At 57.6% G+C, this 15,023-nt stretch carries 13 protein-coding genes; 9 read left to right on the forward strand and 4 right to left on the reverse strand.

All coding sequences use genetic code 11. The annotated features are described in order from the left end of the window. Positions 1-3 precede the first annotated feature (3 nt). Positions 4-1,086 carry an efflux RND transporter periplasmic adaptor subunit gene (locus ATG98_RS01005; protein ID WP_098419101.1) on the reverse strand — a complete coding sequence of 361 codons (1,083 nt, stop codon included), beginning with the start codon at positions 1,084-1,086 and terminating at the stop codon, positions 4-6. Between the two features lie 335 nt (positions 1,087-1,421). Here ATG98_RS01005 and ilvG point away from each other — a divergent pair, with 335 nt between their 5' ends. After that, positions 1,422-3,167, forward strand: coding sequence for an acetolactate synthase 2 catalytic subunit (gene ilvG, locus ATG98_RS01010; RefSeq protein WP_098421937.1), 1,746 nt, complete (start codon positions 1,422-1,424; stop codon positions 3,165-3,167). Beyond that, positions 3,164-3,475, forward strand: coding sequence for an ACT domain-containing protein (locus tag ATG98_RS01015; RefSeq protein ID WP_218925823.1), 312 nt, complete (start codon positions 3,164-3,166; stop codon positions 3,473-3,475). Before ilvG ends, ATG98_RS01015 begins: the two co-directional genes overlap by 4 nt. Positions 3,476-3,910: 435 nt before the next feature. Here ATG98_RS01015 and ATG98_RS01020 read toward each other — a convergent pair whose 3' ends face one another. Genes ATG98_RS01020 through ATG98_RS01030 form a run of 3 tightly spaced genes read right to left on the reverse strand, consistent with a single transcriptional unit; the run spans position 3,911 to position 7,111 of the window. After that, the gene (locus ATG98_RS01020) at positions 3,911-5,107 is read right to left on the reverse strand and encodes a thiolase family protein (RefSeq protein WP_098424344.1); all 1,197 of its coding nucleotides are present in this window, start codon (positions 5,105-5,107) and stop codon (positions 3,911-3,913) included. A gap of 53 nt (positions 5,108-5,160) precedes the next feature. Beyond that, positions 5,161-6,312 carry an acyl-CoA dehydrogenase family protein gene (locus ATG98_RS01025; protein ID WP_098419104.1) on the reverse strand — a complete coding sequence of 384 codons (1,152 nt, stop codon included), beginning with the start codon at positions 6,310-6,312 and terminating at the stop codon, positions 5,161-5,163. A gap of 37 nt (positions 6,313-6,349) precedes the next feature. Continuing rightward, positions 6,350-7,111: an SDR family NAD(P)-dependent oxidoreductase gene (locus ATG98_RS01030; RefSeq protein ID WP_098419105.1), complete on the reverse strand. Its 762-nt coding sequence runs from the start codon at positions 7,109-7,111 to the stop codon at positions 6,350-6,352. 91 nt (positions 7,112-7,202) lie between these two features. On the opposite strand from ATG98_RS01030, the gene ATG98_RS01035 reads away from it, so the two are divergent. The 7 genes from ATG98_RS01035 (at position 7,203) to ATG98_RS01065 (ending at position 15,017) form a co-directional block, all read left to right on the forward strand. After that, positions 7,203-7,616 carry a MerR family transcriptional regulator gene (locus ATG98_RS01035; RefSeq protein WP_098419106.1) on the forward strand — a complete coding sequence of 138 codons (414 nt, stop codon included), beginning with the start codon at positions 7,203-7,205 and terminating at the stop codon, positions 7,614-7,616. Between the two features lie 24 nt (positions 7,617-7,640). After that, positions 7,641-8,807: an isovaleryl-CoA dehydrogenase gene (locus tag ATG98_RS01040; protein ID WP_098421939.1), complete on the forward strand. Its 1,167-nt coding sequence runs from the start codon at positions 7,641-7,643 to the stop codon at positions 8,805-8,807. Between the two features lie 204 nt (positions 8,808-9,011). After that, complete coding sequence (locus ATG98_RS01045) at positions 9,012-10,619, forward strand: carboxyl transferase domain-containing protein (protein WP_098421940.1); 1,608 nt, start codon at positions 9,012-9,014, stop codon at positions 10,617-10,619. Positions 10,620-10,632: 13 nt separating this feature from the next. Continuing rightward, positions 10,633-11,490, forward strand: a complete 858-nt coding sequence (locus tag ATG98_RS01050) for an enoyl-CoA hydratase-related protein (protein WP_218925824.1) — start codon at positions 10,633-10,635, stop codon at positions 11,488-11,490. Continuing rightward, positions 11,490-13,496 carry an acetyl/propionyl/methylcrotonyl-CoA carboxylase subunit alpha gene (locus tag ATG98_RS01055; protein ID WP_098421941.1) on the forward strand — a complete coding sequence of 669 codons (2,007 nt, stop codon included), beginning with the start codon at positions 11,490-11,492 and terminating at the stop codon, positions 13,494-13,496. The genes ATG98_RS01050 and ATG98_RS01055 overlap by 1 nt, the downstream gene beginning before the upstream one ends. Further along, positions 13,496-14,407, forward strand: coding sequence for a hydroxymethylglutaryl-CoA lyase (locus ATG98_RS01060; protein ID WP_098421942.1), 912 nt, complete (start codon positions 13,496-13,498; stop codon positions 14,405-14,407). Before ATG98_RS01055 ends, ATG98_RS01060 begins: the two co-directional genes overlap by 1 nt. Positions 14,408-14,438: 31 nt before the next feature. Further along, positions 14,439-15,017: a peroxidase-related enzyme gene (locus ATG98_RS01065; RefSeq protein ID WP_098421943.1), complete on the forward strand. Its 579-nt coding sequence runs from the start codon at positions 14,439-14,441 to the stop codon at positions 15,015-15,017. Positions 15,018-15,023: the final 6 nt, after the last annotated feature.

Consider the following 15,023-nt stretch of genomic DNA (forward strand, 5'->3'; position numbering starts at 1 on the left):
GGGTTAGCCCCCGCCGTTGCTTGCGGCAACAGCCGTGACTTCTTCACCCTCGCTGACAAAGCCAGCGCCGCGGGTAATCAGGCGCAGGTTGTCCGGCAAGCCACCCACCCAGGCGCCATCGGTTTTCACGCTGAGCAAGCGCACCCGAGAAAACACCACTTTGTTGTCGTCGCCGACGTGCTTTACGCCAGGTTTACCGTTGTTATCCAACGCCAAAAACGCCGGCGACAGGTTATGGGCGCTTACCTCTGGCAAGGCAATGGCCAGGTTGGCGCTGCCGCCGGCGATGCGCCTTTGCTGCGGATTATCCACCTCCACTTCAATCGCAAAGCTGCGGGTGCCGGTGTCGGCGGCGCTGGCTAAAAAACGGACACGCCCGCTTAATTCATCGCCGTCCAGCAAACGCACACTGACCAGCTGACCTTCGGCGACCTGGTGCACCGCTTGTTGCGGTATCTGGGCCGTGGCTTTTAGCCGGTCTACCTGAACCACGTGCATTAACGCCGTGCCTGGCTGTACCAGGTCGCCTACTTCTATGGATTTTTGATTAACCACGCCATCAAAGGGCGCCTGAGCCACCAAATCGGCAATCGCCTGATTGGCCATTTCCAGTTCGGCTTTGGCCGCCGCCAGTTCACTTTCCAGGCCCAGCAAATCCGACTCAGACGCCAGATTACGACTGCGCAAACTCTGGGCAGCGTTCAAATCCGCGTTCAGTTTGCGCACCCGTGCCTGCCAGCGACTGCGTTCGGCGCTGCGGCCGTCGTCGGTGAGGGTGAGTAATGTTTGCCCCTGGGTGACGGTGTCACCCAATTCGGCTTCCAGCGACTTCACCGTTGCGGATACCCGGGCCGACACCGTAACGGATCGCCACGGCAACACCTGCCCCTGTACCAGCAATTCGGGCTGATAATTGCGAGCGTTCAGGGTTGTTACCTGTACCCGGGTTAGTTCGGTGCCCTGCTGCGCCGACAGTTCCGGCGCTTTGGTTTCTGTCTGTTTGATGTCGCCACCAGCCATCCAGATCAGCAACGCCAAAACCAGCAACAAAGACAGGCCGACCGAACTCCACTTAAATTTATTCATACTGCTCTCGTTAAAAACGGATTATTGCGGACACCACCGAAAAAACAGGTTGCCAGGCGCATAAAAAAGAGGTTAGATTCTACACAGTTTCGGCAAATGAATTTTAAAGAGACACGTATTAAATGAACTTTAACGCTGTTGTAGTCCTAGTGAAGCTAGTCCTGGTGGTGATGGTATCCCCCGGGGGCTTTTGCGTGGACACACAGTTGAGGCGAGATTTCTAAACCGACACTGCAAACACCAAAGCCCCCGGCACCGAAAGGTCCCGGGGGCTTTTTTTTGGCCTTTTTGAAAACACGTGTAACGGTAAACCGACAACAACAGGAACTCATACTATGAACGGCGCGCAGCACATACTTCAGGCTTTCCAGCAGCACAGTATTACCACGGTATTTGGCTACCCCGGCGGTTGCATCATGCCGTTGTACGATGCGCTGGTGGATGATGTGAGTGTGGAACATGTGCTGTGCCGCCACGAGCAAGGCTGCGCCCTGGCCGCCGACGGCTACGCTCGCGCAAGCGGCAACTTGGGCGTGTGCATTGCCACTTCCGGCCCGGGCGCTACTAACCTGATTACCGGCGTGGCCAACGCGTTTCAGGATTCGGTGCCGCTGCTGGTGATCACCGGCCAGGTGCCCGCCGGGCTGATTGGTACCGATGCGTTTCAGGAAACCGATGTACTGGGCATGACTCTGGGCATTGTTAAACACAGTTACCTGGTGGATGACGCCGACAGTTTGCCCGGCATTCTTGTTGAAGCGATTGCTTTAGCGCAGAGCGGCCGGCCCGGGCCGGTATGGATCGATATTCCCAAAGATATTCTGCTGACTCAGGTAACCCCGGAAGCAGCTGATCATGAGGAGCGCGAACGTTCTGAAAACACAGAGTCACGAACCGACTCAGCCACACAAAATGCCGCTATTGACAAAGGTATCACCGAGACCCTGCGACTGCTGCGCGAAGCCCGTCAACCATTATTGTACAGCGGCGGTGGCATCACGTTAGCCGGCGCCGAGGACAGCTTCCGCGAGTTTGCCGCCCATTCTGCCCTGCCCGGTGTTGTTACCTTGAAAGGCATTGGTAATCCGGGCCGCCGCAACCCGAACCACTTGGGCATGTTAGGCATGCACGGCTGCCGTGCCGCCAATCGCGCGGTGGACGAATGTGATCTGCTGCTGGTGATCGGCGCCCGCCTGGACGACCGTGCGACCGGCAAACCGGATACATTCGCACCGAACGCAAAGATTGTTCACATCGATGCCGACAGCGCCGAGTTCAACAAGATAAAAGCCGCGGCTGTGACCATCAACGCCAATTTGAATGACGTGTTGCGCGCCCTTACCCGTGAGGTGCAGGCACAGCCGCTGAAGATTGAACCCTGGCAAAAGCAATGCCGCACCGGGCTCACCACCGGTGGCTTTCAGGCGGCGGACAACGAGGAAGCGCTCGCGCCCATTACCGGCCCGGCGTTTGTCCGCCAGCTGTCCCGTATTGCCGGTGACGACACGATTATTTCCTGCGACGTGGGCCAGCACCAGATGTGGGTAGCGCAACATTATCAGTTCAATCACCCGCGCCAGCACCTGACCAGCGGCGGCCTGGGCACCATGGGTTTTGGCCTGCCGGCGGCCATAGGCGCGCAGTTCGCAAAGCCTGGTACAGCGGTTATAAACGTTGCCGGCGACGGCTCGTTCATGATGAACGCTCAGGAGTTGGCCACTATTCGCCGCTACCGCCTGCCGCTGAAAATAATCATTCTGGATAACCAGTGCCTGGGCATGGTGCGCCAGCAGCAGGAGCTGTTTTATGGCAATCGAGAGAGCCACATTAATCTGGACGATAACCCGGATTTTGTGGCCATGGCCCGGGCTTTCGATATTCCAGCGCTGCACATCAACCGCACTGATCAGGTTCGCCGGGGTATTGAGACTATTTTGGTTTACAAGGGCCCGATGCTGTTGCACGTATCGGTTGCTCGTGAAGAGAACGTTTGGCCGACGGTAAAACCCGGCGGGAGCAACCGAGACATGATGGAAAACACCAAACCAGCGAAGAAGAAAACCGAGGAGAATGCAGCATGAGCCAGGCCATACCATCCACCACAACTATACCCGGCACGACTAAATCCGGAATCGCTTCGTCCAACCGGCATGTTTTGCATTGTCGTATGCAGTCAGAGCCCGCTGGCCTTGAGCGTTTGTGCCGCGTGGTGCGGGTTCGGGGTTTTCGGATTGCGAGTATGTCGGTTGAGAGTAGCGGTGGGCATTTTAATATTGCTTTGACTCTGGAGGGTAGCCGGCCGATTTCTATGCTGCAGTCGCAGTTGTTGAAGCTGCATACGGTGGGTGAGGTTGTTCTGGGAGCTCAGCAGGCTCGTTCTGTGGCCTGATGGTTTGGGAGTGGGTTCGCTTGGTAGCCTTTTGATTTGGTGGCGGGTACGCGGAGTGGGAGTGTCTTTTCTTCTGGGAAAAATAACTCGCTGCGCTCAGACATTTTTTTCCCTGCCAGAAAAGACACTCCCACTCCCCTACCGACGGGCAAATTTAGGATACTTAAGGGCTTAACACTTGATGCTTAGAGTTAATTTTACAGCGATGGGTGGCAAGTCACGTTGTAGTCGTCAATATTCATAGTTTTGACGACCACCCGATTGAACTGTCTTTAAAACCCGGGTCCGGAAAGGATCAGACTGCAGCGGGGTGGGGGTATCTTTCTGTCAGGGAAAAGGTGTCTGAGCGCAGCGAGTTCTTTTCCCAGAAGAAAGGTACCCCCGCCTCGCTGCTCTCCCCCCATGTCAAAACACAAGAGGAAGAACCGCCAAAAGTCAGATCAACTCAATAGCCACTGCCGTAGCTTCCCCACCGCCGATGCAAAGTGCAGCCACGCCGCGTTTCAGGCCTTTTTGCTTCAGTGCGTTGATGAGGGTGACCAGGATTCTTGAACCGGATGAGCCGATTGGGTGGCCAAGGGCACAGGCGCCGCCGTACACGTTCACTTTATTGGCATCCAGGCCCAGTTCGTTGATGGCCAACAGGGAGACAACCGCGAAAGCTTCGTTAATTTCGTAGAGGTCTACGTCGTCTTTGGTCCAGCCGGCTTTTTTCAGGACTTTGTCGATGGCGCCGATGGGGGCCAGGGTGAACTCTGCGGGTAGCTGGGCGTGGGTGGCGTGGGCGATGATTTTTGCTTGTGGGTGCAAACCGCGGGCTTTTGCTTCTTTTGCCGATGCCAGTACCAGTGCGGATGCACCGTCGCTGATGGAGCTGGCGTTGGCAGCGGTTACGGTGCCGTCTTTTTTGAACGCGGGTTTCAGCGTGGGGATCTTGTCCGGGCGGGCATTGCCGGGTTGTTCGTCGGTATCTACCACGGTGTTGCCACCGCGACCGGGGACGCTGACCGCGCAGATTTCGGGCGCAAACCAGCCGTTGTCGATGGCGGCGTTGGCACGGTTGAGGGATTCGATGGCAAAGTTGTCCATTTGCTCGCGGGTGATTTTGTACTCATCGGCGCTTTTTTGTGCAAACACGCCCATCAGACTGCCTTCGTAGGCGTCTTCCAGGCCGTCCAGGAACATGCTGTCCATCACCTGGCCATGGCCCATGCGCATTCCGCCGCGGGCTTTGGGCAGAATGTACGGTGCCTGGCTCATGTTTTCCATGCCGCCGGCAATCATGATGTTGTTGGTGCCGGCCTTGATTTGGTCGTGGGCGATCATTATCGCCTGCATGCCCGATCCGCACATTTTGTTGACGGTGGTACAGCCGGAGCTGTCCGGTATGCCTGCACCGCGGGAGGCCTGGCGCGCGGGTGCCTGGCCCAAGCCGGCCGGTAATACGCAGCCCATGATGACTTCGTCAATGTCAGCCGGCTTCAGGCCGGAACGCTCTATGGCGGCTTTGATGGCAACCGCGCCCAGTTGTGGCGAAGGTACGCTGCTCAACGAGCCCATCATGCCGCCCATGGGTGTGCGGGCGGCGCCGGCTATGACTACGAAATTATCATTATTAGAGGTGTCAGTCATCATTGTTTGTCCCCGTTTTATTGAAAGGTCTGGTTGTTATTGGCAATCGTTAATCAGCCGCGCCCGAAAATTGAGCGTGCAATAATTTCCTTCATAATTTCCGACGTGCCGCCGTAAATGCGCTGCACGCGAGCATCCGCGAAAGCTCGTGAAATCGGGTATTCACTGGTATAGCCGTAACCGCCAAATAATTGCAGGCAGCCATCGGTCACCCGACACTGCATTTCAGTCGCGCTGTATTTGGCCATAGACGCCGTGGCGGCATCCAGAGTGCCGGCGACGTATTCATTGATGCACTGGTCCACAAAGGCTTTGTTGATGCGGTATTCGGTTTCCATGCGGGCCATTTCGAAACGGGTGTTCTGCAACTGGGCCAACTTCTGGCCAAACAGCACACGCTCCTGACAGTAGGCAACGGTCAGGTCCAGGGCACCGCGGGCAGCCGCAACGCCCAGCGCACCAATCACCAGGCGCTCGCGGGGCAGTTCCTGCATCAGGTAGGCAAAGCCTTTGCCAGCCTCGCCCAATAACGCCGACGCCGGCACCCGCATATCCGCAAAAAACAGCTCGGAGGTATCACCGGCATGCTGGCCAATCTTGTCCAGATTGCGCCCAACGGCATAACCTTCCAGCGTGGTGTCTACCAAAAACAGGCTGACGCCCTTGGCACCGGCGGAAGGATCGGTTTTTGCCGCCACAATCACCATGTCCGCGTGCTGGCCGTTGGTTATAAACGTTTTAGAGCCGTTCAGAATGTAGTCGTCGCCGTCTTTTACGGCACTGGTGCGCATGGCCTGCAAATCACTGCCGGCGCCGGGTTCGGTCATGGCGATGGCGCCCACGGCTTCACCGGACACCATTTTTGGTAGCCACTGCTGTTTTTGCGCGTCGTTACCCAGGTGGCTCAGATAAGGCGCAACAATGTCGGAGTGCACCATCACATTGGTGGACAGCGCACCAAAACCCAAGCGCGCCAATTCCTCGCCCACCACCACCGAATACTGAAATGGCGCGCCGCAGCCGCCGCAGTCCTCGGGCACGTCTACGCACAGCATGCCGGCGTCGCCTAGAGTGTTCCACAGCTTGCGGGGGGCAATGCCGTCTTTTTCCCACTGTTCGTAGTGGGGTTTGATTTCTTTTTCCAGTGCCTTAATCACCGACTCACGGAACAACGCTAACTCTTCTTGATCGACAGTCGCAGTCATAAAGACTCCTGCTTGTGATGAATTGCTGATAAACAGCTTATCGCGGGGCCATACGCAAAGCGCTATCCAGACGGATGACTTCGCCATTCAGCACCGGGTTACGCACCATCTGGTCTACCATCATGCCAAACTCTTCCGGCTTGCCCAGGCGCTTGGGAAACACCAAGGTTGCCGCCAGGCTGTCTTGCACTTCCTGCGGCATGCCGGAAACCATCGGGGTCATAAACAGCCCAGGGGCAATGGTATTCACCCGAATACCCTCACGCGCCAGCTCACGGGCAGCCTGCAGAGTTAAGGCAACAACGCCGCCCTTGGACGCACTGTAGGCCGCCTGACCAACCTGTCCTTCATAGGCCGCGATAGACGCCGTGTTGATGATAACGCCCCGTTCACCGTCGGCATTGGGTTCACGCTGGGCCATTTCCGCCGCTGCCAGTCGCAGTATGTTAAAGGTTCCGATCAAATTGACTTGCACCACCTTACTGAAATTTTCCAGTGGCAGCACACCCTCGCGCCCCAGAATTTTACCAGCGGTGGCGACGCCTGCGCAGTTTACGGCAACGCCACAAAAACCATGCGCTTCGTTGGCTTTGGCGAAAGCCGCCTCGGCACTTGCGGCGGAACTGACGTCGCACTCAACAAAGATTCCCCCCAACTCTTTTGCAACGGCTTCGCCGCGTTCCTTCTGCAAATCGAAGATCGCTACCTTGCAGCCAGCTGCCGCCAGCGCCCGCGCTGCGCCTTCGCCAAGGCCAGATGCGCCGCCTGTTACAATGGCTGCTACGTTCTGAAATTCCATCGGATACTCCCGTTGCTGTGGATAACAATACAATCAAATGCTTTACGTTTACGTAAACTTTAACTAACCTGACAAAAAAAGGAAACACTCAATGGCTGCAAAGAAAACATACAGCATCAGCGAACTGGCTCAGGAGTTTGACGTAACGACCCGTAGCGTTCGCTTTTACGAAGATCAGGGCTTGCTAAGACCCAGCCGTAAGGGCCAAACCCGCATCTTTAGTTCCAAAGACCGGGTGCGGCTGAAATTAATCCTGCGCGGTAAACGCATGGGACTGTCGCTGGCCGAGACCAAAGAGTTGTTTGACCTGTGGGACGAAACCACCAGTGGTAATGAAAAACAGCTGTTGCTGATGCTGCAAACTATAAAACGCCGCCGTGAGGCGCTCGCTCAGCAGAAAGAAGACATCGCGATCGTTGAGATGGAAATGGAAAACGCCGAGGCCCGCTGTCTCGAAGCATTGAGCGAACTGCAAATAAAAAAGCAGACGGCAACACAGCACTAACGACCCAACAACAAGGTGACCATCATGAAATCGCAATACTCGGAACTGAACTTCGGCCTTGGCGAAACCCTGGACATGCTGCGCGAGCAAATCAACGGTTTCGCCACCCGCGAAATCGCACCCCGTGCGGCAGAGATTGACCAATCCAACGAATTCCCCATGGATTTGTGGAAGAAGTTTGGCGACATGGGCCTGCTCGGCATCACTGTCGACGAAGCCTACGGCGGTTCCGGCATGGGCTACCTGGCCCACGTAATTGCGATGGAAGAAATCAGCCGCGCCTCCGCATCGGTAGGTTTGTCTTACGGCGCCCACTCTAATTTGTGTGTGAACCAGATTCACAGCAACGGCACCGAAGAGCAGAAACAGCAATATCTGCCCAAGCTGCTCAGCGGCGAACACATAGGCGCTTTGGCCATGTCGGAACCCAACGCCGGTTCCGACGTCATCTCCATGAAACTGAGCGCCAAAGACGCCGATGACCACTACGTGCTGAACGGCAATAAAATGTGGATCACCAACGGCCCTGACGCCCACGTTTACGTGATCTACGCCAAAACTGACGTGAAAGCCGGCTCGAAAGGCATCACCGCCTTCATCGTAGAACGCGACGCACCTGGCTTCAGCCGCCACCAGAAACTCGACAAACTGGGCATGCGCGGCTCCAACACCTGCGAACTGGTGTTTCAAGATTGCAAAGTACCTAAGGAAAATATCCTCGGCCAACTCGGTGGCGGTGCCCGCGTGCTGATGAGCGGCCTCGACTACGAACGCCTGGTACTCGCAGGTGGCCCGCTGGGCATTATGCAAGCCGCCATGGACGTGGCGGTGCCCTACATCCGCGAACGCAAACAGTTCGGCCAGGCCATTGGCGAATTCGAACTGGTACAAGGCAAAGTGGCTGACATGTACACCTACATGAACACCGCCAAATCCTATGTCTACATGGTCGCCCAGTCTGCCGACCGCGGTGAAACCACCCGTAAAGACGCCGCCGGTGCAATCCTCTACTCCGCCGAAATGGCCACAAAACTGGCCTTGGACGCAATCCAGCTGCTGGGCGGCAACGGCTACGTCAACGACTACCCCACCGGCCGCCTGCTGCGCGACGCCAAGCTGTACGAAATCGGTGCCGGCACCTCGGAAATCCGCCGCATGTTGATTGGACGAGAGCTGTTTTTGAACAAGTGAAACATCGGGGACAGATTTAAAATCTGTCCCCTTTCAAACGCGCAACCAATCTACAACGAGGGTCTGGGGTGTTTGGCGTTCCGGGAATTTCTGTGGCCAAGGATGGCCACAGCGAAGCGCACATGGATGTGCTCGCAGCGTTTCCCGGAACGCCAAACACCCCAGATCCGATGCACCGAAACCCGATGCACGGAAACCAAGGCTATGACGATACTCCAAAGCAAAATCAACTCCAGATCTGAAGAATTTCAGGCCAAACACCAATCCATGGCCGACGCCGTAGCCGACCTGCGAGACAAAGTGGCTACCATCCAACAAGGCGGCGGCCCCAGCTACCAGGAACGCCACATCGCCCGTGGCAAACTGCTGCCCCGGGAACGCATTAACCGCTTGCTGGACGACGGCTCGCCGTTCCTCGAAATCGGCCAGTTCGCCGCCTATGACGTCTATGAAGACAACATACCCGCCGCTGGCCTGATCGCCGGTGTCGGCCGCGTTAGCGGCACCGAATGCATGATCATCGCGAACGACGCCACCGTAAAAGGCGGCACCTACTACCCGCTAACCGTCAAAAAACACCTTCGGGCCCAGGAAATCGCCCTCGCCAACCGCCTGCCCTGCATCTACCTGGTAGACTCCGGCGGCGCCTATCTGCCGCGCCAGGATGAAGTGTTCCCCGATCGTGATCACTTCGGGCGCATCTTCTACAACCAGGCCCGCATGTCCGCCGAAGACATCCCCCAGATTGCTGTGGTGATGGGCCTGTGCACCGCCGGCGGCGCCTACGTACCGGCCATGGCCGACGAATCCATCATCGTGCGCAACCAGGGAACCATCTTCCTGGCCGGCCCGCCGCTGGTCAAAGCCGCCACTGGTGAAGTGGTCAGCGCCGAAGATCTGGGCGGTGCCGACGTACACTGCAAAGTGTCCGGTGTGGCCGACCATTACGCCGAAAACGACGCCCACGCCCTGGACATTGCGCGCCGCTGCGTGTCTAACCTGAACCGCCGTAAACCCGCAGACGTGCAAATCCGCAAACCCAAAGCGCCCCTGTTCGACGCCAACGAAATTTACGGCATTGTCGGCACCGACCTGCGCAAACAGTTTGACGTGCGCGACGTTATCGCCCGCGTTGTCGACGGCTCAGAATTCGACGAATTCAAACGCTATTACGGTCAGACTCTGGTCACCGGCTTTGCCCATGTGCACGGCTATCCCGTAGGCATTATTGCCAACAACGGTATACTGTTCAGCGAATCCGCCCAAAAAGGCGCGCACTTCATAGAGCTTTGCTGCCAGCGCAATATTCCGCTGCTGTTCCTGCAAAATGTGACCGGTTTTATGGTGGGCCAGAAGCACGAAGCCGAGGGCATTGCCAAACACGGTGCCAAAATGGTGATGGCCGTAGCCTGCGCCAACGTGCCAAAAATTACCGTACTGATCGGCGGCAGCTTCGGCGCCGGAAACTACGGCATGTGCGGCCGCGCCTACAGCCCGGATTTTCTATGGATGTGGCCCAACGCCCGCATCTCGGTAATGGGTGGCGAGCAGGCTGCCGGTGTACTGGCACAGGTTCGCCGCGACGGCATGGAACGCAATGGCGAAACCTGGAGCGGCGAAGACGAAGCCGCCTTCAAACAACCCATTATTGACACCTACGAACACCAGGGCCACCCCTACTTCGCCAGTGCCCGCCTGTGGGACGACGGCGTAATCGACCCAGCCCAAACCCGCGAAGTAGTGGCTCTTAGCCTGTCGGCCACACTTAACCGCCCCGCCCAGCCAACACGCTTCGGCGTGTTCCGCATGTAACGGGGGAATGACCATGACCGAACCAAATTCTGTTCCAACTTCTGTTCCAAATCGGGCCCCTGACTCTGCCCAAAATCTGGCCGTTGTGATCAACACCCGCAGCCCCGGCGTGACCGAGGTGGTGCTGAACCGCCCCGAAAAACGCAACGCCTTTGACGACGTGATCATCGGCCAGCTGATTGCCGCGTTCGAACAGATCGGGCAAGACAGCAGCACTAACGTGGTGGTACTGCGCTCCGAAGGCAAACACTTTTCCGCCGGAGCCGATCTGGGCTGGATGCGGCGCATGGCCGACAACAGCCAACAGGAAAACCTGAACGATTCACGTCAGCTCGCGCGCCTGATGTCGGTGCTGAACAGCCTGCCACAGCCAGTGATTGGGCTGGTTCAGGGTGCCGCTTTTGGCGGTGCCGTGGGCCTGGCAGCCTGCTGCGATATCGTGATTGCGACCGAACAAAGCAAGTTCTGCTTAAGCGAAGTGAAGCTGGGGCTGATTCCAGCCGTGATCAGCCCTTACGTGGTGCGTGCCATTGGCGAACGCCAGGCACGGCGCTATTTCCTGTCGGCGGAAGTGTTCGATGCCGATCAGGCCTGCGAGTTCGGGCTGGTCCACATAGTGGCTACTGACAACGACGACCTGCAAACCCGCTGCGACCAAATGCTGCAGCAGCTTGCCGGCAATGGCCCGCAAGCCATGGGCGCCGCCAAAGCGCTCATTTTTGCCGTTAGCCAACAGCCACTGAGTGCAGATGTGATTGAAGACACGGCCCGGCGCATTGCCGATATCCGCGTGGGACAAGAAGGCCAGGAAGGCCTTGCCGCTTTCCTTGAAAAACGTGCCGCCAGCTGGGTTCCGGAGGACCAACACTGATGTTTACAAAAATACTGATTGCCAACCGCGGCGAAATCGCCTGCCGGATCATAGAAACCGCACACGCCATGGGCATCCGCTGCGTGGCTGTCTATTCCGATGCCGACGCCAACGCCCGCCACGTGGCCATGGCCGACGAGGCCTTTCGTATTGGCCCCGCTGCCAGCTCTGAAAGCTATTTACGCGGTGATATCATTATTGAGGTCGCGCTGAAAAGCGGCGCCCAGGCCATTCACCCCGGTTACGGATTTCTGTCCGAAAACACCGGCTTTGCGGAGTCCTGCGAGGCTAATAATCTGGTGTTTATTGGTCCGCCCTCCTCGGCCATCGCCGCCATGGGTTCCAAATCTGCCGCCAAGGAGATTATGGGCAAAGCCGGCGTGCCGTTGGTGCCCGGCTACCACGGTGCCGACCAGGCACTGGCAACCCTGCGCGCCGAAGCCGAAAAGTGCGGTTTTCCGCTGCTACTGAAAGCCGTCGCCGGCGGCGGTGGCAAAGGCATGCGAGTGGTAGAGCATATGGGCGAGTTTAATGAAGCCCTGGCCGCCGCCCAGCGTGAGTCCAAAAACGCGTTCGGCAACCCGGATATGCTGATCGAGCGCTACTTGACCCAGCCCCGCCACGTGGAAATTCAGGTGTTTTGCGACCAGCACGGCAACGGCGTGTACCTGGCCGAGCGCGACTGCTCGGTACAGAGGCGCCACCAAAAAGTGCTGGAAGAAGCCCCCGCACCCGGCCTGAGTGATGAAACCCGCAGAGCCATGGGCGAAGCCGCCGTCACCGCCGCCAAAGCCATACACTACGTTGGCGCCGGCACCGTCGAATTCCTCTACGACGTTGACGGTTCTTTCTTTTTTATGGAAATGAACACCCGGCTGCAAGTAGAGCACCCGGTCACCGAAATGGTCACCGGCCAGGATCTGGTGGAATGGCAATTAAAAGTGGCCTGGGGCGATGAGTTGCCGCTGGCGCAGAAAGACGTAAAAACCCGCGGCCACGCCTTGGAAGCGCGAATTTACGCCGAAGACCCGGATCAGGATTTCCTGCCCGCCACCGGCACCCTGCGCTATTTGACCACGCCCGATGAAAACGCACACGTGCGGGTAGACACCGGCGTGACCGAAGGCGACGAGATCAGCATTCATTACGACCCGATGATTGCCAAACTGATTGTGTGGGATGAAACCCGGGAACAGGCCATCAACCGCATGGTGCAGGCGCTTGAGAGTTACCGCATTGCCGGGGTGAAAACCAACATCCGCTTTTTGCACGCTCTGGCCGACGCCCAGCCCTTCCGCGAGGCCAAGCTGACCACCGGGTTCATCGACGATCATCACGATTTGCTGTTCCCGAAATCACGTTTAGATACTCAAAAAGCCCTGGTACTGGCCGCAGGCTTCGTACTGGAGCAGCGTAAAGCCGGTGAAGTGAACGCTCAGGATCCCTGGTCGCCGTTCGGCCGCCAGAACAGCTGGCGCATGAACTCGGAATACGCCCAGCCATTGCAGTTCAAAGTGGGCGACGACATCCACGAACTCAAGGTGCTGGAGCAGGATGACGGCTATCAGGTAACCGTAAACGGCAGCCTTTACAACCTGACTGCCCGGCTTGACGATGATCACCTGCAAGCGGTTGTTAACGGCCACCGCCTGAGCGTGCACGGCAACCTGCATAACGATCAACTGGTATTGTTCCATCAGGGCCAGACCTTCCCGTGTGTGGTCTATCGTGAAACCTACGGCTTTGAAGAAATGGCCAGCGAAGGCAGCCTGGCCGCACCCATGAACGGCGCAGTAGTGGCGATTCAGGCCAAAGTAGGCGATAAAGTAGTCAGCGGCCAAACTCTGGTGATTATGGAAGCCATGAAAATGGAGCACGCCATTAAAGCGCCAGCCGATGGCGTAGTCACCGACATTTTTTACGCCGAAGGTGACCAGGTGGCGGAAGGCGCAGAATTGATCGCAGTGCAAGTAGAGACGGAAAGCGAGCAACAGGAGGCAGGCTAATGGCCTTTCCCAAGCGTGTAAGACTGGTAGAAATGAGCCCCCGCGATGGCTTGCAGAACGAGCCCGGCCCGGTAATTCCCACCTCCGTCAAAGCTCGGCTGATCAAACGCTTAGTGGACTGCGGGCTTACCCATGTGGAAGCCGCAAGCTTTGTATCACCACGCTGGGTACCGCAAATGGCTGACGCCAGCGACGTGATGGCACTGATCGAGCGCAAGCCCGGTGTGTGCTATGCAGCGCTGACGCCCAACCTGCGTGGCTTTGAAGGCGCTCTGGCCGCGGGTGCCAGCGAAGTAGCCGTGTTTGGCGCGGCCTCAGAATCGTTCAGCCAGAAAAACATCAACTGCTCCATCGCCGAAAGCCTTGAGCGCTTTGCTCCGGTGATGGAAGCCGCAAAGCACAACGGCATTCCAGTGCGTGGTTACGTGTCCACCGTGCTGGGCTGCCCTTACGAAGGCGAGATCGCCCCGGCCAAAGTGGCCGAAGTGGCCAAAGCCCTGTTTGACATGGGCTGCCATGAAATTTCACTCGGCGACACCATTGGCACCGGCACCCCGGCCAAGGCCAAGCGTATGCTCGAAGCCGTTGTTCGCCATGTGCCGGTAGAGCACCTGGCGGCACACTTTCACGACACCTACGGCCAAGCCCTGGCCAATTTGTACGCGGTACTGGAAGAAGGCGTGGCGGTGATAGATGCCTCCGTGGCCGGCCTAGGTGGCTGCCCCTACGCCAAGGGTGCATCTGGCAATGTGGCCACCGAAGACGTGCTGTACATGCTGGACGGGTTGGGCATTGAAACCGGCGTTGATTTGCGCCAGCTGGTGGCGACAGGAAACTGGATCAGCCATCGCCTGAAGCGCCGCAACGGCTCCAAGGCCGGCCTGGCCCTGGCAGAACCTGACTCTCGCTAATGGCATTTTGAACTTTATAAAAGGATCTGACATGAATCATAAAAACAACGCCGTCGCTCTTGATCTTCCTATTCCCGACGTTGCCGAGTTGCCGGACGACGTTCGTAGGTACTTCGAAATCTGCCAGGAAAAGCTGGGCATGATTCCCAACGTGCTGACCGCCTACAGCCAGAATTTGAAACAGCTGGACGGTTTTTCCCGCCTCTACAACGAGCTAATGATGGGCGAGGGCGAGCTAAGCAAGCTGGAGCGGGAAATGATAGCGGTGGTGGTATCCTCGGAAAACAAGTGCTTTTACTGCCTGGTGGCCCACGGCGCCGCGGTGCGTGTTCTGAGTGGCGACCCGACTTTAGGCGAACACCTGGTGATGAACTACCGCACCGCAACCCTGGATAAACGCCAGCGCGCCATGCTGGATTACGCTTCGCTCCTGACCCGTTCACCCGCCGCCGTCGGCGAAGAACAGGTGCAGGCCTTGCGCGACGCTGGTTTTAGTGACGGCGGCATCTGGGATTTGGGCAACGTGATCGGTTTCTACAACATGTCGAACCGCGTGGCCATCACCAGCGATATGCGACCCAATCCCGAATATCACAGCCAGGCCCGCTAACAGGAG

Source organism: Marinobacter sp. LV10R520-4, assembly GCF_002563815.1.
Lineage (GTDB): Bacteria > Pseudomonadota > Gammaproteobacteria > Pseudomonadales > Oleiphilaceae > Marinobacter.

Excerpts from the sequence above, each read along its gene's own strand:
- ATG98_RS01060 (WP_098421942.1), top strand. The coding sequence starts at position 13,496 with ATGGCCTTTCCCAAGCGTGTAAGACTGGTAGAAATGAGCCCCCGCGAT.
- ATG98_RS01050 (WP_218925824.1), top strand. The coding sequence starts at position 10,633 with ATGACCGAACCAAATTCTGTTCCAACTTCTGTTCCAAATCGGGCCCCT.
- ATG98_RS01065 (WP_098421943.1), top strand. The coding sequence starts at position 14,439 with ATGAATCATAAAAACAACGCCGTCGCTCTTGATCTTCCTATTCCCGAC.
- ilvG (WP_098421937.1), top strand. The coding sequence starts at position 1,422 with ATGAACGGCGCGCAGCACATACTTCAGGCTTTCCAGCAGCACAGTATT.
- ATG98_RS01025 (WP_098419104.1), bottom strand. The coding sequence starts at position 6,312 with ATGACTGCGACTGTCGATCAAGAAGAGTTAGCGTTGTTCCGTGAGTCG.
- ATG98_RS01020 (WP_098424344.1), bottom strand. The coding sequence starts at position 5,107 with ATGACTGACACCTCTAATAATGATAATTTCGTAGTCATAGCCGGCGCC.
- ATG98_RS01015 (WP_218925823.1), top strand. The coding sequence starts at position 3,164 with ATGAGCCAGGCCATACCATCCACCACAACTATACCCGGCACGACTAAA.
- ATG98_RS01005 (WP_098419101.1), bottom strand. The coding sequence starts at position 1,086 with ATGAATAAATTTAAGTGGAGTTCGGTCGGCCTGTCTTTGTTGCTGGTT.
- ATG98_RS01055 (WP_098421941.1), top strand. The coding sequence starts at position 11,490 with ATGTTTACAAAAATACTGATTGCCAACCGCGGCGAAATCGCCTGCCGG.
- ATG98_RS01035 (WP_098419106.1), top strand. The coding sequence starts at position 7,203 with ATGGCTGCAAAGAAAACATACAGCATCAGCGAACTGGCTCAGGAGTTT.
- ATG98_RS01040 (WP_098421939.1), top strand. The coding sequence starts at position 7,641 with ATGAAATCGCAATACTCGGAACTGAACTTCGGCCTTGGCGAAACCCTG.
- ATG98_RS01030 (WP_098419105.1), bottom strand. The coding sequence starts at position 7,111 with ATGGAATTTCAGAACGTAGCAGCCATTGTAACAGGCGGCGCATCTGGC.
- ATG98_RS01045 (WP_098421940.1), top strand. The coding sequence starts at position 9,012 with ATGACGATACTCCAAAGCAAAATCAACTCCAGATCTGAAGAATTTCAG.